At 66.3% G+C, this 21336-nt stretch carries 18 protein-coding genes; 4 read left to right on the top strand and 14 right to left on the bottom strand.

Going from position 1 to position 21336, the window contains the following annotated elements; all coding sequences use genetic code 11:
- Nucleotide 1 precedes the first annotated feature (1 nt).
- From ACQE2J_RS18755 to ACQE2J_RS18765, 3 genes are all read right to left on the bottom strand, one after another.
- On the bottom strand, nucleotides 2-853 hold the full coding sequence (locus tag ACQE2J_RS18755; RefSeq protein ID WP_426936839.1) for a fumarylacetoacetate hydrolase family protein: 852 nt from the start codon (nucleotides 851-853) through the stop codon (nucleotides 2-4).
- 130 nt (nucleotides 854-983) lie between these two features.
- The gene (locus tag ACQE2J_RS18760) at nucleotides 984-1901 is read right to left on the bottom strand and encodes a universal stress protein (protein ID WP_135537533.1); all 918 of its coding nucleotides are present in this window, start codon (nucleotides 1899-1901) and stop codon (nucleotides 984-986) included.
- Nucleotides 1898-3343 (bottom strand): APC family permease, encoded by a 1446-nt coding sequence (locus tag ACQE2J_RS18765; RefSeq protein WP_135537840.1) that lies wholly within the window; start codon nucleotides 3341-3343, stop codon nucleotides 1898-1900. Before ACQE2J_RS18765 ends, ACQE2J_RS18760 begins: the two co-directional genes overlap by 4 nt.
- Before the next feature lie 324 nt (nucleotides 3344-3667).
- Between ACQE2J_RS18765 and ACQE2J_RS18770 the strand changes: the two genes are divergently transcribed.
- Both ACQE2J_RS18770 and ACQE2J_RS18775 read left to right on the top strand, forming a co-directional pair.
- On the top strand, nucleotides 3668-4078 hold the full coding sequence (locus ACQE2J_RS18770; RefSeq protein ID WP_135537534.1) for an ArsR/SmtB family transcription factor: 411 nt from the start codon (nucleotides 3668-3670) through the stop codon (nucleotides 4076-4078).
- A 1-nt stretch (nucleotide 4079) separates the two neighbouring features.
- Complete coding sequence (locus ACQE2J_RS18775; protein ID WP_135537535.1) at nucleotides 4080-4580, top strand: SRPBCC family protein; 501 nt, start codon at nucleotides 4080-4082, stop codon at nucleotides 4578-4580.
- A 56-nt stretch (nucleotides 4581-4636) separates the two neighbouring features.
- On the opposite strand, the gene ACQE2J_RS18780 is transcribed toward ACQE2J_RS18775, so the two are convergent.
- The gene (locus tag ACQE2J_RS18780; RefSeq protein ID WP_135537536.1) at nucleotides 4637-5356 is read right to left on the bottom strand and encodes a GntR family transcriptional regulator; all 720 of its coding nucleotides are present in this window, start codon (nucleotides 5354-5356) and stop codon (nucleotides 4637-4639) included.
- A gap of 107 nt (nucleotides 5357-5463) precedes the next feature.
- Nucleotides 5464-7269: a gamma-glutamyltransferase family protein gene (locus ACQE2J_RS18785; RefSeq protein ID WP_135537537.1), complete on the bottom strand. Its 1806-nt coding sequence runs from the start codon at nucleotides 7267-7269 to the stop codon at nucleotides 5464-5466.
- Nucleotides 7270-7387: 118 nt separating this feature from the next.
- Between ACQE2J_RS18785 and ACQE2J_RS18790 the strand changes: the two genes are divergently transcribed.
- The gene (locus ACQE2J_RS18790; protein WP_135537538.1) at nucleotides 7388-8083 is read left to right on the top strand and encodes a YoaK family protein; all 696 of its coding nucleotides are present in this window, start codon (nucleotides 7388-7390) and stop codon (nucleotides 8081-8083) included.
- A 98-nt stretch (nucleotides 8084-8181) separates the two neighbouring features.
- A complete protein-coding gene (locus ACQE2J_RS18795; protein ID WP_135537539.1) occupies nucleotides 8182-9204 on the top strand; it encodes a PCC domain-containing protein in 1023 nt (340 codons plus the stop codon).
- 80 nt (nucleotides 9205-9284) lie between these two features.
- On the opposite strand, the gene ACQE2J_RS18800 is transcribed toward ACQE2J_RS18795, so the two are convergent.
- The 9 genes from ACQE2J_RS18800 to ACQE2J_RS18840 form a co-directional block, all read right to left on the bottom strand.
- Nucleotides 9285-10052: an SDR family NAD(P)-dependent oxidoreductase gene (locus ACQE2J_RS18800; RefSeq protein WP_135537540.1), complete on the bottom strand. Its 768-nt coding sequence runs from the start codon at nucleotides 10050-10052 to the stop codon at nucleotides 9285-9287.
- A gap of 102 nt (nucleotides 10053-10154) precedes the next feature.
- On the bottom strand, nucleotides 10155-11705 hold the full coding sequence (locus tag ACQE2J_RS18805) for a TRAP transporter large permease (RefSeq protein WP_135537541.1): 1551 nt from the start codon (nucleotides 11703-11705) through the stop codon (nucleotides 10155-10157).
- Nucleotides 11702-12244, bottom strand: coding sequence for a TRAP transporter small permease (locus ACQE2J_RS18810; protein WP_135537542.1), 543 nt, complete (start codon nucleotides 12242-12244; stop codon nucleotides 11702-11704). Before ACQE2J_RS18810 ends, ACQE2J_RS18805 begins: the two co-directional genes overlap by 4 nt.
- A gap of 1 nt (nucleotide 12245) precedes the next feature.
- Entirely contained in the window at nucleotides 12246-13286 is a 1041-nt protein-coding gene (locus tag ACQE2J_RS18815) for a DctP family TRAP transporter solute-binding subunit (protein WP_240689553.1), read from the bottom strand.
- Nucleotides 13287-13363: 77 nt separating this feature from the next.
- A complete protein-coding gene (locus tag ACQE2J_RS18820; RefSeq protein WP_205683279.1) occupies nucleotides 13364-14242 on the bottom strand; it encodes an SDR family NAD(P)-dependent oxidoreductase in 879 nt (292 codons plus the stop codon).
- Nucleotides 14239-15906 (bottom strand): AMP-binding protein, encoded by a 1668-nt coding sequence (locus ACQE2J_RS18825; protein WP_135537543.1) that lies wholly within the window; start codon nucleotides 15904-15906, stop codon nucleotides 14239-14241. Before ACQE2J_RS18825 ends, ACQE2J_RS18820 begins: the two co-directional genes overlap by 4 nt.
- The gene (locus ACQE2J_RS18830) at nucleotides 15906-17069 is read right to left on the bottom strand and encodes a thiolase domain-containing protein (RefSeq protein WP_135537544.1); all 1164 of its coding nucleotides are present in this window, start codon (nucleotides 17067-17069) and stop codon (nucleotides 15906-15908) included. The genes ACQE2J_RS18825 and ACQE2J_RS18830 overlap by 1 nt, the downstream gene beginning before the upstream one ends.
- 261 nt (nucleotides 17070-17330) lie before the next feature.
- Nucleotides 17331-19898 carry a GcvT family protein gene (locus ACQE2J_RS18835; RefSeq protein ID WP_426936840.1) on the bottom strand — a complete coding sequence of 856 codons (2568 nt, stop codon included), beginning with the start codon at nucleotides 19896-19898 and terminating at the stop codon, nucleotides 17331-17333.
- A 62-nt stretch (nucleotides 19899-19960) separates the two neighbouring features.
- A complete protein-coding gene (locus ACQE2J_RS18840; RefSeq protein WP_135537546.1) occupies nucleotides 19961-21313 on the bottom strand; it encodes an MFS transporter in 1353 nt (450 codons plus the stop codon).
- Nucleotides 21314-21336 lie beyond the last annotated feature (23 nt).

Raw genomic sequence — 21336 nt, forward strand, 5'->3', positions numbered from 1 at the left:
CTCAGCCCGTGACGGTCACGACCTGACGGTGCCGACCGAGACCTTCGAGCTCAAGCTCGACCGTGTCTCCATCGGCCAGGAACGGGTACTGTCCGGACATCGCCACGCCCTGCGGAGTGCCGGTGAGGATGAGGTCACCGGGCTCGAAGACCATCGCCTGGCTGAGCTGGTGGATGATGTCCCCGACGGAGAAGATGAGGTCGGCAGTCGTCGAATCCTGCCTCGCCTCGCCGTTGACCCAGCTGCGCAGTCGCAGGTCCCCGGGGTCCACCTCGGTGGCGGGCCTGATCCATGGACCGAGCGGAGTGAAGCCGGGCAGGTTCTTCCCCTTCGACCACTGACCGCCGGATTCCTCGATCTGCAGGCGACGCTCGGACAGATCGTTGGCGAGCACGTAGCCGGCCACGTGGGAATAGGCCTCCTCCGCCGAGGCGACCCGGAAGGCCCGGGAACCGATGACGACCCCCAGTTCGACCTCCCAGTCGGCCTTCTTCGCATACAGTGGGAGCTCGATGGGGTCATTGGGCCCGGAGATCGTCGAGGGCATCTTGAAGAAGATGACGGGACGCTCGGGCGGCTCGGCGCCGGCCTCTCGGGCGTGCGCGGCGTAGTTCATGCCGACGCACACGATGGACGATGGCTTGGTCAGAGGTGCGCCGATGCGCATCTCCTCGGCACCGGCCAACGGTGCGAGCTCACCGGAGTCGAGCGCGGCGCGGACGCGTTCGATGCCGTCGGAGGCGAAGAAGTTCGGGTCGATGTCGTCAGTCAGTGGGCGGAGGTCGAAGCAGACTCCGTCGCTGCCGACCACCGGAATCTCGTGGCCGATCGGTCCCAGGCGCAGCAGTTCCATGCGGTTCCTCTCTACTCTGTGTCGGCCACGTCATTGTGACCTGCGGCCACGCTAACGAAACCGGACGCGCTACATTGGAACCGTTCAAGTATTGGACACCCTCGGCGCCGTGCCGCTGCGAATGCAGCCCTCAGACGGTCTGCTGGCGGATGTAGTCGGCCTTCGCGCGGCGGGGCACGACGACGATCGGCACCGGGGAGTTCTGCAGGATCCGCATCGCATGGCTGCCCAAAGACACCCGTTTGAGCGCGCCCAGCCCGGACGACCCGAGCATCATCAGCTCCGGATGCTTCCACTCGACGGCGGTCAGCGCCGCAGCCCAATCCCGGCCAGTGCCCACAACGACATCGGTCTCACCAGGCTTGATGTGCAGCTGATCGATCGAACACAGGATCCTGTCGGTGTCGCGCCGGACGACCTTCGTCCACTCGTCGACGACACTCGACTCCATATCGAAGCCGACCCCGGCGGTCGCGACCACCCGCGAGCGCGGAGCGAAGGAGGCGATGCGGAAAGGCACATCCGACTGCGCGGAGACCATCGCGGCACCGAGGATGAGATTCGCCGAGGTGGTCGACCCGGAATACGCGGCCGTGATCCGCTCCAGCCGCGCCCCCTCCGGGGCACGGAAGTCCGCCGGAGCCAGCGCCACCGGCAGTCGGGCACTGTGGAGCAGCCCATTCGACACCGAGCCGAGACCGATCCGGCCGGGCTCACCGTCGGCGGAGGGGCCGATGACGAGCCGGTACGCATCGGCCGTCTCACACATCTCGAGCAGACCACGCCGGGATGACCGCGCGGTGTGGAGGACGACCTCGGACTCGATGTCGCCGGGAATGAGCGCTCGCGCCTCGTCGAGGGCCGCCTCGGCGATCTTGCGGTATTTCTTCTCGTACTGTCCCTCGAAGTGCACGGGCGCCATCGGGAAGGCGGCGGAGTTGATCGCGGTTGCAACGATCCGGTGACCGTAGGTGCGGGCGAGGACGATGCCGAGCTCGACCGCCGCGCGATTGTCCTGACCTGGGGCGATGCCGACAACGATGCTCATTTGTCTCCTCCTGCGGAGTCAGAGGTGGCGGGTCCCGCCTCGGCGAGCTGACGACCGAGGACGGAGGATTTGCGGCCGAAGATGAGGTAGAGGCAGAGGATGAGTCCGGTCCAGATGACGAAGACGACGATGGTGATCAGCTGCAGGCTCGAGATGATCCAGAAGCAGCCGATGATCGAGAGCACCGGCAGCACTGGATAGAACGGGACCTTGAAACCGCGTTCGAGGTTGGGTTCGCGCACGCGGAGGATGATCACGGCCAGGGACACGACGACGAAGGCGACGAGGGTGCCGATCGAGGTCATCTCAGCAAGGAAGTTGAGCGGGATGAACCCGGCGAGGATCGCGATGACGACGGTGACGACGATCGTGCCCTTGACCGGGGTGAGGGTGCGGGGATTGACCTCACGGAAGAGCTTGGGCATCATGCCGTCGCCGGCCATCGTGAACAGGATCCGCGATTGGCCGTAGATCGACACGAGAGTGACGGAGAAGATCGAGATCACTGCACCGGCGGCGACGACGGTGCCCGGCCATTGGGAACCGACGATGCCCTCGAGGATGGCCGACAGGCCTGCCGTCTGGCCCTCGAACTTCTCCCACGGCTGGGCGGAGAGGGCGGCGACGGCGACGAGGACGTAGACGCTGGTGACGATGATGAGAGCGGAGATGAGGGCCCGGGGCATCGTCTTCTTCGGGTTCTTCGTCTCATCTCCGGCCGTGGCGACGGCGTCCATGCCGACGTAGCTGAAGAAGATCAGTCCGGACCCGGCGACGACCCCGGAGATGCCGAAGGGAGCGAAGTCGGAGAAGTTGTCAGTGTTCCAACCGGTGACGCCGACGCAGACGAAGAAGATGAGGACGCCGATCTTCAGGCACACCATGATCGCGTTGACGACGATGGATTCGCCGGTGCCGCGGACCAGCAGGAAGCAGCACATCGCGAGCAGGAGGATCGCCGGGAGGTTGACGATGCCGCCCTCCTCGGGCGCGTAGGCCAGAGCGTGCGGGATCTGGAAGCCGAAGAGATTGAACAGCAGCTGGTTGACGTACTGCGACCAGCCGACGGCGACGGCGGCTCCGGCGACGCCGTATTCGAGGAGCAGACAGGCGGCCACGCCCATCGCCGGCAGTTCGCCCAGCGTCGCATAGGCATAGGAGTAGGAGGATCCGGAGACGGGAACGGACCCGGCGAGCTCGGCGTAGCAGATGACGGCGAGGCCGGCGACGACTCCGGCGATGACGAACGACCAGATCACGGCCGGCCCCGCCACGGGCACGGATTCGGAGAGGATGAAGAAGATGCCGGTGCCGATCGTCGAGCCGACGCCGACCATCGTCAGTGAGAACAGTCCGATCGTGCGCTTGAGGTCGGTCTCGACATCTTCCTTCTGCCGAGGCACCGGTTTGATCCGAAACAGCTGCTGTCGCAGGGTGGGCATCATCTTCTCCAGACATCCTTGTCAGTACGACCGCCGACGAACCCGGCCGCACATCCGGCAGATGCGTTTCCGGCTCGCCGCTATTGTGACAATACGACAGACTTCGCCGGAAGGTTCAATACCCGCGGGAAATCTTCGGTACGAAATCAGTCGACGACCACCGAGGCGGCCCCACCGTTGACTGCATCAGTCCAGGTGACAGCGGGAACCCGCGGCAACCGATTCCTTATTCAATGAAACGGTTGAATACTGTGCCGGACGGCGGTACCCTTAAATCAACCACTTGGTTGAATACTGATTTCGACGTCGATGCACGGGGGTTCCATGGCCGATCAGCTGTCCAAGATCTTTGCAGCGCTGGCCGACCCGACTCGGCGGGACATGGTGGCACGGCTCAGTGTTGCGAACGCGACGGTGAATGAGCTCGCCGAACCCTACGACATGAGCGTGCAGGCCGTGTCGAAACATCTCAAGGTGCTCGAGGACTCCGGACTGGTCTCCCGCACCCGTGAAGCCCAGCGCAGACCGGTCCACCTCGAAGACAACGTGTTCGATCTGATGACGAAGTGGATCGAAAGATACCGCCAGCAGGCAGAAGACCGCTATCAACGTCTCGATGCCGTCCTCGCACAGATGGACGCGGACGAGGCAACGCGCGACTCGGATGCGAGCGCCGCCTCGGCGAAGCGGTCCGAGGACACTTCATCCCACGGAAAATCACGCAAAGGAGCATGACATGACGACCACCAGCGACACCGCAGCCGACTATTCGACGCTCAAGCTCGACGTCCCCGAGGGGGTGCAGACCGTGTCGATCACCCGCGATTTCGCGGCCACCCCGGATCAGGTGTTCCGGGCCCATATCGACCCCGAGCTCTTCGTCCAGTGGTGCGGGCCGGACACGATCACGAACACGATCCGCGAATGGAATCCTCGTACGGGCGGAAACTGGAGCTACGTGTCGACCGATGATCGCGGCGAGTACGCGTTCTTCGGCTCGTTCCACGAGGTGCGGGAGAACGAACGCATCGTCCAGACCTTCACCTTCGAAGGCTTCCCGGATGCGGTCAACCTCGAGATCCTCACTCTGACCGACCTCGGCGACGAGCGGACGCGACTGACCGCGACGTCGGTCTTCGATTCACTCGAGTCCCGTGACGGCATGGTCGCCTCGGGCATGGAGCACGGCATTGTCGAGGGCTACAACAAGCTCGACAGGCTTCTTGGCGAATCCTGACCCAATTGCCACCTGACGGCGGCGCAGCAACCTCGCGCGAAGTTGCTGCGCCGCCGTCAGGTAGCGCTGGGGAGTTCGGACATCATGGCGAAGTAGGAATCCCGACTGCGGCGGACGTGGCGTGCCATGACCTCGGCCGCCTTCTCCTCCTGGCCGGCGTCGATGGCCGCGATGATCTCCCGGTGTTCGGGCCAGGCCTGAGGCCCTCGGCGCATGAGGTTGAGAGAATACAGCCACTCGATCTTGCCCGAGATCTGACGCAGAAGGCTGATGAGGGACAGACTGCCGCTGAGGCCCGCGACGGCGAAGTGGAACCGCGTATTCAGTGCGGCGAGGTCGTCAAAGCGCTGTTGCCGGATGACGATATCGCCGGTTGCGAGGATCTCATCGATCTCCTCACGCAGCCGCTGCCACTGGTTGTCCGGCGCGTCCTCGGCTCCGAGTTCGGCCACTCGTCTCGCCGCACGCTTGGCGGTCGCAGCCTCGAGCACGATGCGGATCTCGAACAGGTCGTCGGCGTCCTCGACCGGTGAGGGCGCGACCATCGAACCGCTGTAGGCGCGGGATTCGACGAGCCCCTCGGCCTCCAACGCGCGCAGCGCCTCCCGGATCGGGATCCGCGAGACCGCGTATTGCTTGGCCAACGCCACTTCCCGAAGTTTGGCACCGGGAGAGTGCACTCCCCTGATGATGTCGCTGCGGATCTGCGCCCCGACGGCAAGACTGCTCGAGACCCCGGAGGCATCCGCACGACTGTGACTCGTATCCTCAGCCATCGACTCTGCCCCATTCCGCGGTACTCATCGCTCTGTCCTTCTGCAGTCCAACACATCACCATCGTCTCAGGCCCGCGGCAGCTGCAGGACCTCACCTCGCGGCCGCCCTATCTGCCCGCCGCGTATCCCTGTGCGCCACGCGGATTCGCTCCAGCAGTGATTCGTCCGGTCCCGGGATCGCGGGTCACGCAGGACAGCCGCCCCAACTCCCAGTCCCCCGCCCGTGTCACAACGTGTCCACGGGCGATCAACCCGTTGATGACATCCTCGCCGAGGCGGTCCTCGACCACGGCGCCACCCGGGACCCAGGTGCGCGGCCAGAATGAGGCCGCCAACGATGTGGTGTGCAGGGCCGGTGCGTCAATGGCCTGCTGCGCTTCGTAGCCGCCGACGAGCAGACGCAGGATCAGGAGAAGCTGCCACTGTTCCTGCTGGTCGCCGCCCGGAGATCCGAGTGCGATGACAGGATCGCCGTCCTTCGAGATCAGCGTCGGGGTCAGAGTCGTCCGCGGGCGCTTGCCGGGCGCCAGCGCCGATGGCGCCTTCTCATCGAGCCACGTCATCTGCAGACGGGTTCCGAGGCAGAATCCGAGCTGCGGGATGGTCGGTGAGGACTGCAGCCAGCCGCCCGACGGTGTCGCCGAGATCATGTTGCCCCATCGGTCGACGACGTCGATGTGGCAGGTGTCTCCGTTGTTCACACCGTTCTTCTGCACCGTGGGCTCACCGATGCCTGCTCTGATGAGCTCTTCGCGATCGGCGCCTTCGAGGAGGAGCGGAGGCGTGAACGCCGAGCGCTGGCCTGCCCGGGTCTCGCCGGGCCGGAACTCGGGTGATGCGACATCGGTGATGAGCCTCCGACGAGATGCGGCGTACTCGTCGCTGAGCAGCCAGTCGAGGTCGACATCGCCGTCGCCGTAATAGGTATCACGGTCAGCCATCGCCAGCTTGAGCGCTTCGAGGATCGTGTGCGCTCCGAGTTCGTTCGACGGGTCGAGGCGCTCGTCATCGAAGCCGTCGAGGATCTTCAGCGCCTGGAGCAGCACAGGACCTTGGCCCCACGCACCGATCTTCGCGATCTCGAATCCCCGGAACTCGATGGTCACCGGCGGTTCGAAGTGGGCATCGAAGCCGGCGATGTCCTCGACCGTCATGACTCCCGCATGATCGCCGCCCGTCGAATGGCGGTGCGGGGTGACGATGAACTCCGCAATCGCCTCGGCGACGAAGCCGGACTTCCACTCCCGTCGTGCCGCACGGATCCGCTCTTCCCGCGAATCCGCTGCCTCACCGGCAGCGATGAGTCTGCGCAGCACATCAGCATAGGCGTGATTGCACACCGTTTCGCCGGCCTCGGGGACCTCTCCTCGGGGCATCCACAGGGCCGCCGATGTCGGCCAGTGCTCGGTGAAGAGTTCGCGGACCTTGGCGATGGTGCCCGCCGCTCGCTCGAGGATCGGATGACCGTTGTCGGCATAGTCGATCGCGAACTCGAGGGCCTCGGCCAGTTCCCAGGTGCCATGGTGTTCGAGCAGGTTGAGCCAGGAATCGACTGCGCCGGGAACTGCTGCCGCAAGCGCACCGGCACCGGGGACCATGTCGAGCCCCTCGCCGCGGTAGTGCTCGATCGTGGCCGCCGCAGGAGCTGGCCCCTGGCCCATCATGACCTGCGGAGCACCGGGATCCGCGGCGGTCGCGAAGATTCCGGTCATGTCTCCGGCAGGGCCGTTGAGATGCGGTTCGACGACATGAAGCAGAAAGGCACCCGCCACCGCGGCATCGAACGCGTTCCCACCTCGCTCGAGTACAGCCTGTGACGCGGCGGTGGCGAGCCAATGCGTCGAGGCGGCCATGCCGAAGTGACCTTCGAGGGTCGGGCGAGTGGTGAATTCAGCGGGAGGCGTGAATGGCATCGATCGGATCCTTCGGAGAGTTCTCGAGGGCTGGACGGAACTGCTTGCCCTCTTCATAGTTGCACACAATTGCGGCACTGCTTATCGTTTTGTATACAAAATGACCGAAAGGGCACCTATGACACGTCGACTCGACCTGGCCATGCTTCTGTTGCTGACCTTCTCGACCGGCATGGTCGATGCCATCGGCTACCTCGGCTTCGACAAGGTCTTCACCGGAAACATGACCGGCAACGTCGTCATCCTCGGCATGGGCCTGGCCGGCGCCGAAGACGTTCCGGTTCTGCGCCCCGCCCTCGCACTCGTCTTCTTCATGATCGGCGCCGCCCTGTCCGGCCGGATCCTCGGCGACATCGGCGAAGCCTGGCACCGCCGGACGACGCTGATCTTCGGCATCGTCGCCGCTGGCTGCGCGGGCCTCTCGCTCTACGTCGGCCTCGTACCCGATCCCGAGATCGGCCTCGCCGGCACGATCTTCACCTCCGCGCTCTCGGCTCTCATGGGCGCGCAGGCCGCGGCGGCGAGGAAGATGAAGATCGCCGACGTCACCACCGTCGTCGTGACCTCGACGATCGTCGGGCTCGCCTCCGATTCCCGTTTGGCCGGCGGCAGCAGCGTCCGCTGGGTCCGGCGCCTGCTGGCCGTCATCCTCATTCTCGTCGGCGCCCTCGCCGGAGCCGCGACGCTGGCGCTCAATCAGTGGATCGGCATCGCCCTCGTCGCCGTCATGATCGCCATCGCAACCATCATCGGCCACCGCGGTCAGAAGCGCGCTCACGCCGAGGCGGCCGCCACCGTCCCATCGAACGCCTGATCATCCCTCGCGCCTCCTCAGCGCGGCCGCGACGTCCTGTTGTTCCACAAGATGGATCCTCGGCGACACCGGCGAGCGCCGCCGACGATAATCGAGACATGAGCAACGGAGCCGAGACGCGGAATCTGCCGCAGCCGACCTTTCCCCTCCAGACACCGGGAACCGCCGTCGTCCACGCCGGGCCGCCTCAGCACCCGCGCATCGTCTCCGTGCCCACCCGATTCACGGAGCACATCATCGACCTCACCGAAGGCACAGATGTCTTCGCCGCCCTCGAGCAGGCGCTGGCCGACTTCGCCGTCGAGGGTCTCACCGCCGAGTTCGTGTCCGGTCAGTTCGGGCCCATCGCCTTCGTCCACCCCGCCTACGGCCCCGACGCCGCGCACCCGATGTCCTTCACCGAAGCCTTCACAGTCGACCACCCCGCGCGGCTGGCCCATGCCGCCGCCACCGTCGGGTTCCGCGACGGCACACCTTTCTGCCACATCCATGCCTCGTGGACACAAGCCGACGGCACAATCAAGGGCGGCCACTTGCTGCCGGGCACCCTTGCCGGGCCGGAGGGTCTGCGGGTCCGCGTGTTCGCGCTGCCCGATGCCCGGCTGATCAGCGATGTCGATGCCGAAACCGGGTTCTCCGCCTTCGCTCCTCACCCGGACGAACCGGCCTCCCCCAGCCCGACGGCCGCACCGACTCCATCCGAGTCGGACCGCCTGACCCCGGGCCCACCCGATGCCGTGGTCTCGCGCATTCGTCCCGGTGAGATCCTCGACGAGGCGGTGCTCGCCGTCTGCCGGAGCGCCGGCTTCGACTCCGCCGAGGTGACCGCGAGCCTCGGAAGCACGACCGGAGCGGTCTTCGTCGACGGCTCTGCTCCGTGGCCAGCCGTCGAGTTCACGCACCTGAGCGGCACCGTGACCGGAGCGACCTCGACCGGGGCGATTTCAACCACGGCGACCTCACTCGGGTCGAGCCCGACCGGCGCGCAGGACGCAGCCCCGCAGGTCGTCCTCACCGGAGAAGTCGTCGACGTCGCGGGCCAGGTCACCCGAGGCACCCTCGAACCCGGCGCCAATCCCGTGGCCGTGACCTTCGAACTCTTCGTTCGCCGCACGGCCTGAAACGCACCCGCTGACCAGCTCATAAAGGCGCCCCGGCACCTTCGTACACCGGGGCGTCCCCGCAGAGGCTCAGACTCAGCTCACGACATCACGGCCCCACCGTCCACACGCAGGATCTGTCCGGTCGTGAACGCGGCACCGTCGGTGGCGAGGTAGGCGACCGCCTCGGCGATCTCATTCGGCTGACCCATGCGGTCGAGCGCCTGCCCCGAGGTGTCGTACGTCTGCCCGACAGTGAGCGCGGACTCGACCGGGCCGGGCGCCACCGAATTGCAGCGGATGCCCTGCCGGCCGTATTCCTTGGCCACCCACTTCGTCAGGGCGATGATCCCGCCCTTGCTCGCCGCATAGGCAGGGCCGGACCGGGCACCGGCCTCCCCGTCGGAGACCGCTCCGCCGTTGATGCCCGAGATCGAGGAGATGTTGATGATCGACCCGCAACCGGCCTCGGCCATGTGCGGGTGGACGGCGGCCTTGATGAAATTGAACGTCCCGCCGAGGTTGGTCTCGATGTCGCGCTGCCACTGTTCGGCGGTGATCTCGTCGATGCCGATGCGCGCGGCCGTGCCCGCGTTGTTGACGAGGATGTCGAGGCAGCCGAAGGTCTCGACGAACGACCCCACCGCGGCGGTCACCTCGTCGACGTCACGGACATCGAGGGAGAACGCGGCGAACCGCTGCTCGGGGTACGTCTGCGCCAGGCCCGCCGCCGCATCCTCGGCACCCTTGAGGTCGACGATACCGACCGAGGCGCCCCTGTCGGCCAACGCCGTGGCAATGGCCAGACCGATGCCCTGGGCGGCACCCGTGACCAGCGCGGTCTTGTTCGTGAGCAGATACGGTTCCATGACTCTCCTTTGAGAAGAATTGAGTGAAGCGCCGTCCGGCGCCCGGTCGAACTCACCCGGCACCGGCACCCGAAGGCGCCGATGCCGCGGCGGCAGCCCCGTCTACCCGACCCCGAGCAGATCGGGCAGCCAGTTCGACAGCGCCGGGATGTAGGTGATGAGCAGCAGGGCGATGATCGCGCAGATGAGGAACGGCACGATCCCGCGCACCACTTCCTCGAGCTTGATCTTCCCGATGCCCGCGCCCACGTAGAGGTTGAGTCCCACCGGCGGGGTGAATAGACCGATGGCGAGGTTGACGGTCATGAACACACCGATCGTCGTCATATCCACACCGACGCCGATGAGGATCGGCACGAGGATCGGGATGAACAGGTAGAACGCGCTGATCGCGTCGACGAAGGCGCCGACGATGAGCAGGATGATCGTGATCGCCGCGAGGATGAGGTACTTGTTGTCCGTCACCGACAGCACCGCGGACGAGATCCGATCGGCCACCCCTTCGACGGTGATGACGTAGGAGAACAGGCTGGCCACGCCGACGATGAACATGATGACCGCGGTCGAGACCCCGGATTCGAGGAACACCTTCGGCATGTCCTTCCAGGTCAGTTCCCGGTAGACGAACACCCCGACGATGAGCGCGTACACGGATGCGACGGCTCCCGCCTCGGTGGGGGTGAAGATGCCGCCGTAGATCCCGCCGAGGATGATCACCGGGATGAGCAGACCGGGGATCGCCTTGACCAGAGCGGTGAGGATCTCCCCGAACCCGCCCTCGGGATCGACCGTGGCAGTCGGGTCCCCAGACCCGACCGGTCCTGAACCGGAGACCCCGGAACTCGCCGAGGCGGCCTTCCCGTTCGTCGTCAGCAGCTGCGTCTTCGACCCTGCCGCGCTGTCACCCGAACCGCCGGTTCCGGACGCACCGTTCGCCGACCCGGACGCAGCATTTGCCGACGTGGAGGCGCCGGTTGCCGGTCCGGTCGCACCGGACCCGGCGGCCGCCTCGGTGTCGGTCTTCGCCTTCACCGGCAGGCCGGCCAGTTCACGCACCCGGGGCACGAACAGGGCGGCGATGAAGAAGGCGAGAGCCATGATGATGCCGGGCACGATGCCGGCGATGAAGAGCCGGGAGATCGAGATCGATCCGAACTCGGCGGCGACGACGGCGAAGATGATGAACGCGATCGACGGCGGCACGACGATGCCCATCGATCCGGAGGCCGCGACGAGGGAGACCGCGTGCTTCTTCTGGTACCCGTTGCGCACGAGCGCCGGGATGAGGATCGCACCGATCGCCGCCACGGTGGCAGGCCCTGATCCGGAGATCGCGGAGAAGAAGAACGCGGAGATGATCGTCACCGCGGCCAGGCCGTGGCGCAGGCGGCCGAAGATGAGGAACGCAAGGTCGACGAGCCGCTGCGAGATGCCCGTGTACTGCATGACGATGCCGGCGAGGATGAAGAACGGGATCGCCAGCAGCGTGCCCGAACTCATCGACGGGAACATCACCGAGGGCACGACATCGAGGACCTGAATGCCGTCGGTGGTCACGAGGGTGACGACGGCGGCCAGGCCGAGGGAGAAGGCCACCGGGATCCCGAGGCCGAGGAAGAGGAAGAAGCTGCCGAAGAGCAGGAGCGTGATCATTTCCGGCCTCCCTGGAATTCGTCAGCGTCGATGACCGGGGCGGCTTCGACGGCGAGGCGCTCGATGACCGCCTCGGCGGAGGTGTCCTCATGCAGAGCCGTCCGCAGGGCTTGGATGCTGCGCAGCACTCCGAGCGCACCGGCCAGCGGGATGGACAGGGTGAACAGCCATTGCGGGATCCCCAGCGACGGGGTGGCCCGGCCGCGCAGACCCTGCGCGATCGTCATCTCGCCGCCCCAGATCAGCAGCACGGCGAGGAAGGCGACGATGAGCACGGTGCCGGCGATGAGCAGGAAGCGGCGGACCTGGCCCTTCGCGTGCTCGACGAGGTAGGTGAACCCGAGATGCGCGCCGAGGCGGATCCCGACGACGGCTCCCATCATCGTGAGCACGACGAGGAGGTTGATGGTGATCTCCTCGGAGAAGGCCAGTGAGGCCTTGAAGATGTAACGGGAGAGGACGTTGACGAAGGTGACGAGGACGATCACCATGAACGAGGCGATGACGACCCAGTCCTCGAAGAATCTGATGGCTCTCATCTCACAGTCCTTTCGGAATGAACGCCTGGGCCATGTCCGGTCCCCAGACCTTGCGGTATTCGCTGTAGATCGGACTCAGCTTCGTGCGGAAGGCGTCCTTCTCCTCATCGCTGAGTTCGTTGACCTCCATGCCGGAGTCCTTGAGTTCTGCGATGAGCTTCTCTTCGCCGTCGCGGTTCTTCTCGATCTGGAACTCGTTGGCGTCACCGGCGAGGCGGGTGACAAGCTTCTGATCCTCCGGCGTCAGGGAGTCGAAGAGGTCCTTGTTCACGCCGAGGATGAGCGGATCGTAGGAGTAGTTCCACAGTGTCAGGTACGGCTGGACCTCCTGCAGGTTCGCCGAGTAGATGACGTCGATCGGGTTCTCCTGCCCGTCGATCGCTCCCTGCTGCAGGGCGGTGAAGACCTCGCCGAAGGGCATCGTCGTCGGGTTCGCCCCGATCTGCCGGTAGAGGTCGGTGTACATGCCGAAGCCGGGAATGCGGAACTTCATGCCCCGCATGTCCTCGGGGGTGTGGATGGGCCGGTGCGTGTTCGTCAGCTGCCGCATCCCGGATTCGCCGAAGCCGAGCAGGTGCACTCCGCGTTCGGCGAGGTAATCGCCGTAGACGTCCCCGCCTTCGCCGGCGAGCGCCTTCTGCCCGTCCTCGACGGTGTCGAAGATGAACGGCGCGGTCACGGCACCGAAGCGCGGGTCGACGCCGGCGTAGATGATCGGCGAGTTGTAGGAGAAGTCCTTCGCCCCGTCCATGAGCTGTTCGACACCGGCGGTGGCTTCACCGGCGGAGAGCCGTTCATTGCCGAAGACCTTCATGGTGATCCGCCCGTCGGTCTCCGCCTCGAGATCCTTCGCGAACTTCTCCGCCGCGAGGTACCACGTCGAGGTCGACCCGGTCGTCACCGTCATCTTCCACCGGTAGCGCTGCTTGCCGTCGTCCGTGGTGCCGAAGTTCGTTCCGCACCCCGCCAGCAGCAGGGCGCACACCATCAGCACGGCGGACCACACGAGCATGGTTCTCGTCGTCCGTGTTCTCGGCACCATTGCCTCCTTCATCTCCCTATTTCCCTGTCACATTCGTGGTCTCTCGGCGCGCTGCTGCCCCGAGGCGGCCCCGCCGGTCACCGCTTCGGCATCCCCGCCCAGTGGGTCAGTCCCCCGTCGACGGGGATGAGCGTGGAATTGATGTAGGCCGATTCGTCCGAGGCGAGGAACACCGCGAGATCCGCGACGTCTTCGGGCCGGCCCATCGCCCCCGTCGGCGACTGCGCGTGCCGGGCGGCGAGCATGTCCTCGACCGAGTCGTAGTGGCCCGTGATCGAACGGTGGATGAGCGGGGTTTCGATGAGGCCCGGGGCGATCGAGTTCGCGCGGATGTCCTCGCCCGCGTACTGCGCGCCGACGACTTTCGTCAGTTCGATGAGCCCGGCCTTCGAGGCCGCATACGCCGGGTAGTCATACCCCATGTAGCGCATCCCGCCGATCGAGGACACCGTGATGATCGACCCGGTGCCCGCGGCACGCATGTGCGGCAGCGCGTGTTTGATCGCGGTGAACGCGCCGGTGAGGTTGATGTCGAGTGCCCGGCGGAAACCCTCGCTGGGAAGTTCGTCGACTCCCCCGTTGACGACGACGCCGACGTTGAAGTGGAGCACGGACGGTCCGCCGAGGCGCTCGGCGCAGTGGGCGAAGGCCGCGGCCAGGGAGTCCTCGTCGGCGACATCGGCGACGGCCGTGGTCAGGTGGGATTCCAGATCGACCCCGCCGAGGCGGCCCTGCCCGCCGTGGCCACCGCGGTCGGTCTCGGGCCGGGCGGCCGCCTCGGCGAGGGCGCGCTGTGCCTGGTCGAGGGCGTTCGGATCGCGGTCGACGATGCACACGCGCGCACCCTCGCGCAGGAACGCGATCGCTGCGGCGAAGCCGTTGTTGACCTCCCCGTCCGGGGTGCCGCACCCGATCGCCATGATCGTCGTGCCCGCCAGCCTGCCTGCCGTGTTCATCGTGCGCTGCCCCGTCCCTGCGAATATTCGGCCTTGATCTCCTTGCGGGCGAGCTTGCCGTACGCCGTGACCGGCATGGTCTCGACGAAGTGGATCTCCTTGGGCACTTTGTATGCGGCGAGCCTTGATCGGCACAGCCGATCCAGTCGTTCCTCCAGGTCATCGGCAGCGGCGGGGACCGTCCGTTCGATGACGGCCACGCCGATCTCTCCCCACTGCGGATCGGGCACGCCGACGACGACGGCTTGGGCCACCTCGGTGTCGGTGAGGAGGAGTTCTTCGATCTCACGCGGATAGACGTTCGATCCCCCGGAGATGTACATATCCGACTTCCGGCCGGTGAGGAACAGGTAGCCGGCCGCGTCGAGGTAGCCGATGTCGCCGGTGTGGAAGACGCCTCCTGCGAAGGATTCGGCGTTCGCATCGGGACGGCCGAGGTAGCCGGCGCACACGGTCGGCCCGGCCACGCAGACTTCGCCCTGAACGCCGACGGGCAGTTCCGCGCCTGTGTCGTTCAGGATGATGATCTCGACTCCGGTGCGGGCACGCCCGCAGGTGCCGATGCCAGCGGAGTCGACGGGGATCCGGCCGTGGTCGTCGGGACCGAGGACCGTGATCGCTCCGGTCACCTCGGCGAGCCCGAAGTACTGGACGAGATAGGGGCCGAGACGCTCGAGAGCACGTGCCTGGTCGGCGGCGAGCATCGGGGCACCGGCGTAGATGATGCGCTCCAAGGTGTGGTCCTCGGGTCCGCGTCCGGCCGGGCAGCCGGCAACGATGCGGTTGAGGATCGTCGGCACGGTGAAGGCGTTCGTGATGCCGTAGGCGTCGATGGCCGGCCACAGCGACTCCTGGCTGGGCTTGCCGCCAGGGTGGATGATCGACGGGGTGCCGCCGAAGACCTGCGCGAGCATGTGGATGCCCGCCCCGTGCGACAGCGGCGCGAGCACGAGGGAAGCTCCGGTCTCGTCCTCGTTGGGGAAGAGGTCGCAGCGATGGTTCGCCAGCACCGCGCCGAGGTGGCGGTGCGTGAACGTCGCGGCCTTGGGCCGGCCGGTCGATCCGGAGGTGAAGAAGTACCAGCAGGGGTCGTCTTCGTCGACGGTGGAGTCGACGGCCGCGGGGGCGTGCGCCGAGCGGACCGCTTCGCGTCGAGAGGACTCGTTGGAGCCGGTCCCCTCGGCGCGAAGTGGTCCGCTCGATGAGGGCAGCTCGCCGATCCACAGGACGGGGCCGGTGAAGCCTTCGGCCACCAGCGCGGTGACGAAGTCGGAGTGGGCACGGTCGGCGATGACGGCGGCGGGGGCCACCTCGGCGCTGATGCCCAGCAGCTCCTCGGTCGACAAGGCCGCGTTCGGTGGGGCGATGACGCCTCCGGCACGGAGGATCCCCCAGAAGGACTGGATCACCTCGGCGTGGTTGGCCGAGAGCAGGAGGACGGTGTCGCGACGGCCGACCCCGCCTGCTTGGAGGGCGGCGGCGAGCGCCTCGGCGCGGGCGTCGAGTTCGGCCCAGGTCCAGCGCTGCCCGTGATCGTCGTCGACGACGGCAAGCCGCTCGGGCAGGCGTCGGGCGGTCTGTGTGAGGAAGTGGGAGACGTTGACCCCGCGCCGAGGTGTGGGCGTGAAGTCCTTGGCCGGGGAGGTCTGGGAGATTGTGCGCATCAGCGAACGCGCTCGAGCACGGAGGCGAAGTTCGACACGGCGGCGCCGCCCATGTTGAAGACTCCCGCGAGTTCCGGGTCCTCGATCTGGATGCCGGGCGAGCGGCCGGTCAGCTGGGCGGCGGCCAGGGCGTGCATGGACACTCCGGTGGCGCCGATGGGGTGCCCCTTGGCTTTGAGCCCGCCGGAGGGGTTGACGGGCAGGCGGCCGTCGATGGCGGTCGCACCTTCGTCGAGGAGGGTGTGGCCCTGACCTGGGGCGGCGAGTCCGAAGGCTTCGTATTCGAGGAGTTCGGCGATTGTGAAGCAGTCGTGGGTCTCAAGGAGGTCGAGGGCATCGATGCTGATGCCGGCGGACTGCAGCGCTTGGTCCATGGCCGCGCGGGCGCCGGCCATCTCCAGCGGATCACGCTGTGACAGCGGCATCACGTCGTTGGCGTTGCCCATTCCGCGCCAGGTCACGGCCTGCGGGGCGGAGGCGGCGACCTCCTCGGCGCCCATGACCAGGGCGACGGCACCGTCGGAGACCATCGAGCAGTCGGTGCGGCGCAGGGGTTCGGCGACGTAGGGGTTGGTGGCACCGACGGTGTTGCAGAAGTCGAAGCCGAGGTCCTTCTGCATGTGGGCCAATGGGTTCTGTGCGCCGTTGGCGTGGTTCTTCGCGGCGATCTTCGCCAGGGCCTCGGAATGATCGCCATAGCGGTCGAAGTATTGTCGGGCGATCTCGCCGAATACTCCGGCGAAGGACTTCAGGTGCTCTTCCTCTTCGCGAAAACTCGCGCTGAGCAGCACTTCGTTGACGTCGTGGCCCGAGGCCTGGGTCATGCGTTCGGCGCCGATGACCAGCGCGGTGCGGTGGCGGCCGGCGGCGATCGTGTCGTGGGCGGCGAAGATCGCGGCGGATCCGGTGGCACAGGCGTTCTCGTGCCGGTGGGCCGGGATGCGGGCGAGTTCGGGGAACACGGTGCCCGGCAGTGCGGCTTCGAAGCCCTGGCGGGAGAGTCCGTTGTTGAATACGCCGACGTGGATGACGTCGATATCGGTCGGCTCGAGGCCAGCATCGGCGATGGCATCACGGGCGACGTCGGCCATCATCTGCGGCAGCGGTGACTCGGACCGGCCGAACCTGCCGTGGGACCAGCCGATGATTGCAGGCGTTGACATGGACACTCCTTCGGGTACCGGGCTCTGCGGGACGAGCACTGTCCCTCATACTTTCCCGGTCCCATCAGATGGTCAAAGAAAATCCACGATATGGAACATCGGTGTCGTGGCAGTCCCTCCGTCTCCCCTCGCCGCCGCAGCTCAGCACGTGCCCGCCGAGACACGCGCGGAGTGCCGAGACACGCGTGCGCACACCCGTTTCTCGACACTCAATGCGTTTTTCGATGAATTCCGGCCCCTGCAGCCGGAGTGCCTGCCCACCTAACCTTTGAGGCGCGTCATCTCCGGGTCGAAGATGGGTTCGGCCGTGACGGTGGCCGGCAGACGGCGCCCGAGGTACTCGATCTCGACGCCGTCCCCGACGCTCAGTGTGTTCGGCAGCCAGGCGTAGGCGATCGACTTCCCGATCGAGTACCCATAGGCCGCCGAGGTGACATAGCCGTCCGCACCGCCCGTCGAGGCAGGCGTCCGCCCCGTCGCCGAGGCGGTGCCCACCTCCGCATCGGCCGTCCCCGCGGAGCTCGCCATCAGGTACACGGGCTCACTGCCCAGCACGACGTCCTCGCGCCGATCGAGCGTCAGGCATGTCAGCTTCTGCGTGGCCGCCGCAGCCCGGTCCGCGAGGGCGGCCTTTCCGCGGAAGTCATCGGTCTTCGAAGCCTTGACCGCGAAGCCGAGTCCTGCCTGCATCGGTTCGTGTTCGCTGGTCATATCGGAGCCGAAGGACCGGAACCCCTTCTCCAGGCGCAGCGAGTTGAAGGCCTCGCGTCCTGCGGCGATGAGGCCGTAGTCCCGACCGGCTTCCCACAGTACGTCCCACAGGCGATGCCCCAGGTCAGCGGAGGTGTAGAGCTCCCATCCCAGCTCTCCCACATAGGACAGGCGCATCGCTGTGACGGGGATGCCGCCGAGGGTGATCTGCTTGGTGCGGAAGTACTTGAGTCCGTCGTTGCTGAGGTCGTCGTCGCTGACCTCAGAGATGACTTCGCGGGCGAGCGGTCCCCACAGTCCGATGCAGCAGGTGCCCGGGGTCGTCTCTCGCACGGTGGCCCACTTGCTCGGGTCGGCCGCGCTCTGGTGCTTGGCCGCCCGGGTGATGGAGGCGAAGTCGATGTTCGAGTTCGCTCCCACCTGGTAGGTCTCTTCGTCGAGGATCGCGACGGTGATGTCGCTCGTGATGCCGCCGGCCTCGTCGAGCAGCAGGGTGTAGCTGACGGCGCCGGGTTTGCGCAGCATCGACGAGGTCGTCAGTCCGTGGAGCAGCTCGCCGGCGCCCGGGCCTTTGACCTCGAAGCGCTTGAGCGCGGTCATGTCGTACATGGCGACATTCGTCCGCGTCTTCCAGGCTTCGACCGCTGCGATCGGCGAGTGGAACCTGTCGGCCCATTCGTCCCGCGGCGGTGCCTTCCACTCCTCCGGCAGCTCGTTCAGCAGAGCGGCATTGGCTTCGTACCAGTGCGGGCGCTCCCACCCGTTCGTCTCGAGGAAGAACGCGCCGAGGGCCTTCTGCTGTTCGTTGAACGGGCTGAGCCGCAGGTCACGCGGTGATACGCGCGGCTGCAGCGGGTGGATGACGTCGTAGATTTCGACGAAGTTCTGCTGCGAGGTCTCGCTGACGTACTCGGGTGTCGTCAGCGCGTCCTCGAAGCGGTTGAGGTCGATGCCGGACAGGTCGGTGTTCGAGCGTCCGAGGGCGATGAGTTCGGCCACGGCCTTCGCGATGCCGGCACCATGGGTGACCCAGACCGCCTCGGCGACGAAGAACCCGTCGACCTCCCGCGACTGGCCCACGAGCGATCCGCCGTCGGGGGTGAAGGAGAAGATGCCGTTGAAGCCGCGCTGGACCTGTGTCTGCGCGAGCTCCGGCAGCAGCTCCTGGCTGGCCTCCCATTCGCGGACGAAGTCCTCCGGGGTGAAGTCGAGGCTCGAGGGCATGACCTCCTCCGTGATCTCCTCGGGCGAGTAGGTGCGCAGAGTGTCGAGGTCGACGGGCATCGGCCGGTGGGCATAGGAGCCGATGCCGATCCGCTCGCCCCATTCGCGGAAGTAGAGGTCTTTGTCCTGGTAGCGCAGGATCGGAGCCTGAGCTCCGGCCGGCAGCTCGTTCTTCCCCACGAGGGACGGCACCTCGGTCGTCCACGCGAACTGGTGGCCCAAGGGCAGCAGGGGAATCGTCGTTCCGACCATCTCCCCGATCTTCGGGCCCCAGAAACCGGCGCAGGAGACGACGATGTCGGCAGGAATCCGATCCTCACCGGCGATGACTGCGCTGACCCTGCCGCCGGTCGTTTCGATGTCGGTGACCGTGGTCCGGTCGCGGAATTCGACTCCTGCGGCTCGGGCGCGGTCAATGACGAGCTGGGTGCCCTTCGCGGCCAGAGCGAGTCCGTCGCCGGGGGTGAGCAGCCCTCCGAGGACCATCTCCCGGTCGAGCATGGGGAAGAGCTTCGCGCACTCATCTGCGTCGATGACATGGGCTTCGACGCCGTAGGACCGATTCCAACCGGCCCGTCGGTGCAGATCCTGCAGCCGCTCTCCGGTCGTGGCGACCTCGAGTCCGCCGACGGGCAGGAACGAGCCGCGACCGTCGGGGCCGGTGAGAGACGTGAGTTTCTCGATCGTGTACTGCGCGAACTCAGTCATCGACTTCGAGGGGTTCGAGGAGAAGACGAGTCCCGGCGCGTGCGAGGTCGATCCGCCGGGAATCGCCAGCGGGCCCTGCTCGACGACGAGCGTATTGGTCCAGCCCAACTGCGCGAGTTCGTCGGCGAGATTGGCGCCGACGATGCCGGCTCCGATGATGACGACTCGTGGTGATGCGTTCGGCACAGAGTACTCCTTGTTGGTGAGGGTGGTGGAGGGTGATGTCGCAGTGGGCTCTCGAGCAGCGCTCAGGCGTCCAATGCGGAGTATTTGGTTTCCGGTGCCCAGAAGATCGAAGCGATGAACCCGATGAGTGGGAAGATCGCCGCGATGAGCAGGGTGCTCGATACCCCGAGGTGGTCGAGCGTGACCGGGAAGAGATAAGTGGCTCCAGCGGCCCCGACACGGCTGAATGCCGCGGCATAGCCGACGCCGGTGCTGCGGAAGCGAGTCACGAACATCTCCGGCGGGTAGACGTACTGGATGCTGTTCGAAGCGGTGATGATGAGCACGAAGGCTCCGAAGACCATGAGAGTCACCAGCGGCGGCAGTTCCGTCCACCCGCCGAGGAAGACGAGCAGAACCACCATGAGAGCGAAGGTCCAGTTCACGAAGGTGCGGCGTGGCAGCAGCCACAGAAGCCACAGTCCCACACCGGCGCCGAGGAGCTGGAGCCCGTTCATGAGCAGATCCGTCGAGAATCCGTTATTCAGGCCGAGGTCGCCGAGGACAGGAACGATGAACGTGAAGATCGCGAACAACGGTCCCACCTGACAGAACCAGAACAGTCCGGAATACACGATGGTGCGGGTGTCGTTCTCAGCGAAGAAGTCGCGCAGCCGAGTCTTGACGACCTCTGCGGGGGCAGGTGGCAGCGCGTACTGCGGCCCATAGTGCGCGGAGATGATCGCCTGTGCTTCCTCCGTGCGCCCCTGCGCCTGCAGCCACCGCGGAGACTCGGGCAGTGCCATCCGCACGATGAGCACCACGAACGCCGGCAGCGCGCTGCTTGCCAACAGCAGACGCCAGGAGTCGGGGCTCGAGAGGTGGGCGACGACGAAGGCTGAGATGAAGCCGATGAACCAGAAGGCGGCAATCGAGCCGAGCAGGACGCTGCGGTGACGACGCGGAGTGAACTCCGCGAGCAGTGCCGTGCCGACCGCATACTCGACGCCGATGAGCAGACCGAGCAGCAGCCGCATCGCCACGAGATCCCACGTGCCGACGACGAAGAGTTGAGCCAGTGAGACGAGGACGAAGCCGACGAGGTTCCAGAAGAACACCCGTTTGCGTCCGTAACGGTCGGCGATGCGCCCGAAGAACAGTCCGCTGATGAAGATGCCGATGAGTGCGCTGGCCGCAATGAGCCCCTGGCCGAGTGCCGAGAGCTCCAGTTCGGCCGCCGCCGGACCGACCGCTCCGCCGATGACGCCGAGGATGTAGCCGTCGATGAAGATACCACCGAAAGCCGCGATCGCCACGACGATGACGAGTCGGTTCAGTGGAGCTTCGTCGACCGAGATGCTCCCCTCACCGATTCGGCGAGCGGAGACATCGGGGCGGACGGGGTCGATGCCATCGATGTCCTTCTGCTGTGTCATGTGGTCTCCTTCGACTCACTCGG

Origin of the sequence: Brevibacterium sp. LE-L (genome assembly GCF_050214925.1) — a bacterium.
GTDB lineage: Bacteria > Actinomycetota > Actinomycetes > Actinomycetales > Brevibacteriaceae > Brevibacterium.

Coding starts and splice junctions, on each gene's coding strand:
- ACQE2J_RS18755 (WP_426936839.1), bottom strand. CDS start 853: ATGGAACTGCTGCGCCTGGGACCGATCGGCCACGAGATTCCGGTGGTC.
- ACQE2J_RS18760 (WP_135537533.1), bottom strand. CDS start 1,901: ATGAGCATCGTTGTCGGCATCGCCCCAGGTCAGGACAATCGCGCGGCG.
- ACQE2J_RS18765 (WP_135537840.1), bottom strand. CDS start 3,343: ATGCCCACCCTGCGACAGCAGCTGTTTCGGATCAAACCGGTGCCTCGG.
- ACQE2J_RS18770 (WP_135537534.1), top strand. CDS start 3,668: ATGGCCGATCAGCTGTCCAAGATCTTTGCAGCGCTGGCCGACCCGACT.
- ACQE2J_RS18775 (WP_135537535.1), top strand. CDS start 4,080: ATGACGACCACCAGCGACACCGCAGCCGACTATTCGACGCTCAAGCTC.
- ACQE2J_RS18780 (WP_135537536.1), bottom strand. CDS start 5,356: ATGGCTGAGGATACGAGTCACAGTCGTGCGGATGCCTCCGGGGTCTCG.
- ACQE2J_RS18785 (WP_135537537.1), bottom strand. CDS start 7,269: ATGCCATTCACGCCTCCCGCTGAATTCACCACTCGCCCGACCCTCGAA.
- ACQE2J_RS18790 (WP_135537538.1), top strand. CDS start 7,388: ATGACACGTCGACTCGACCTGGCCATGCTTCTGTTGCTGACCTTCTCG.
- ACQE2J_RS18795 (WP_135537539.1), top strand. CDS start 8,182: ATGAGCAACGGAGCCGAGACGCGGAATCTGCCGCAGCCGACCTTTCCC.
- ACQE2J_RS18800 (WP_135537540.1), bottom strand. CDS start 10,052: ATGGAACCGTATCTGCTCACGAACAAGACCGCGCTGGTCACGGGTGCC.
- ACQE2J_RS18805 (WP_135537541.1), bottom strand. CDS start 11,705: ATGATCACGCTCCTGCTCTTCGGCAGCTTCTTCCTCTTCCTCGGCCTC.
- ACQE2J_RS18810 (WP_135537542.1), bottom strand. CDS start 12,244: ATGAGAGCCATCAGATTCTTCGAGGACTGGGTCGTCATCGCCTCGTTC.
- ACQE2J_RS18815 (WP_240689553.1), bottom strand. CDS start 13,286: ATGGTGCCGAGAACACGGACGACGAGAACCATGCTCGTGTGGTCCGCC.
- ACQE2J_RS18820 (WP_205683279.1), bottom strand. CDS start 14,242: ATGAACACGGCAGGCAGGCTGGCGGGCACGACGATCATGGCGATCGGG.
- ACQE2J_RS18825 (WP_135537543.1), bottom strand. CDS start 15,906: ATGCGCACAATCTCCCAGACCTCCCCGGCCAAGGACTTCACGCCCACA.
- ACQE2J_RS18830 (WP_135537544.1), bottom strand. CDS start 17,069: ATGTCAACGCCTGCAATCATCGGCTGGTCCCACGGCAGGTTCGGCCGG.
- ACQE2J_RS18840 (WP_135537546.1), bottom strand. CDS start 21,313: ATGACACAGCAGAAGGACATCGATGGCATCGACCCCGTCCGCCCCGAT.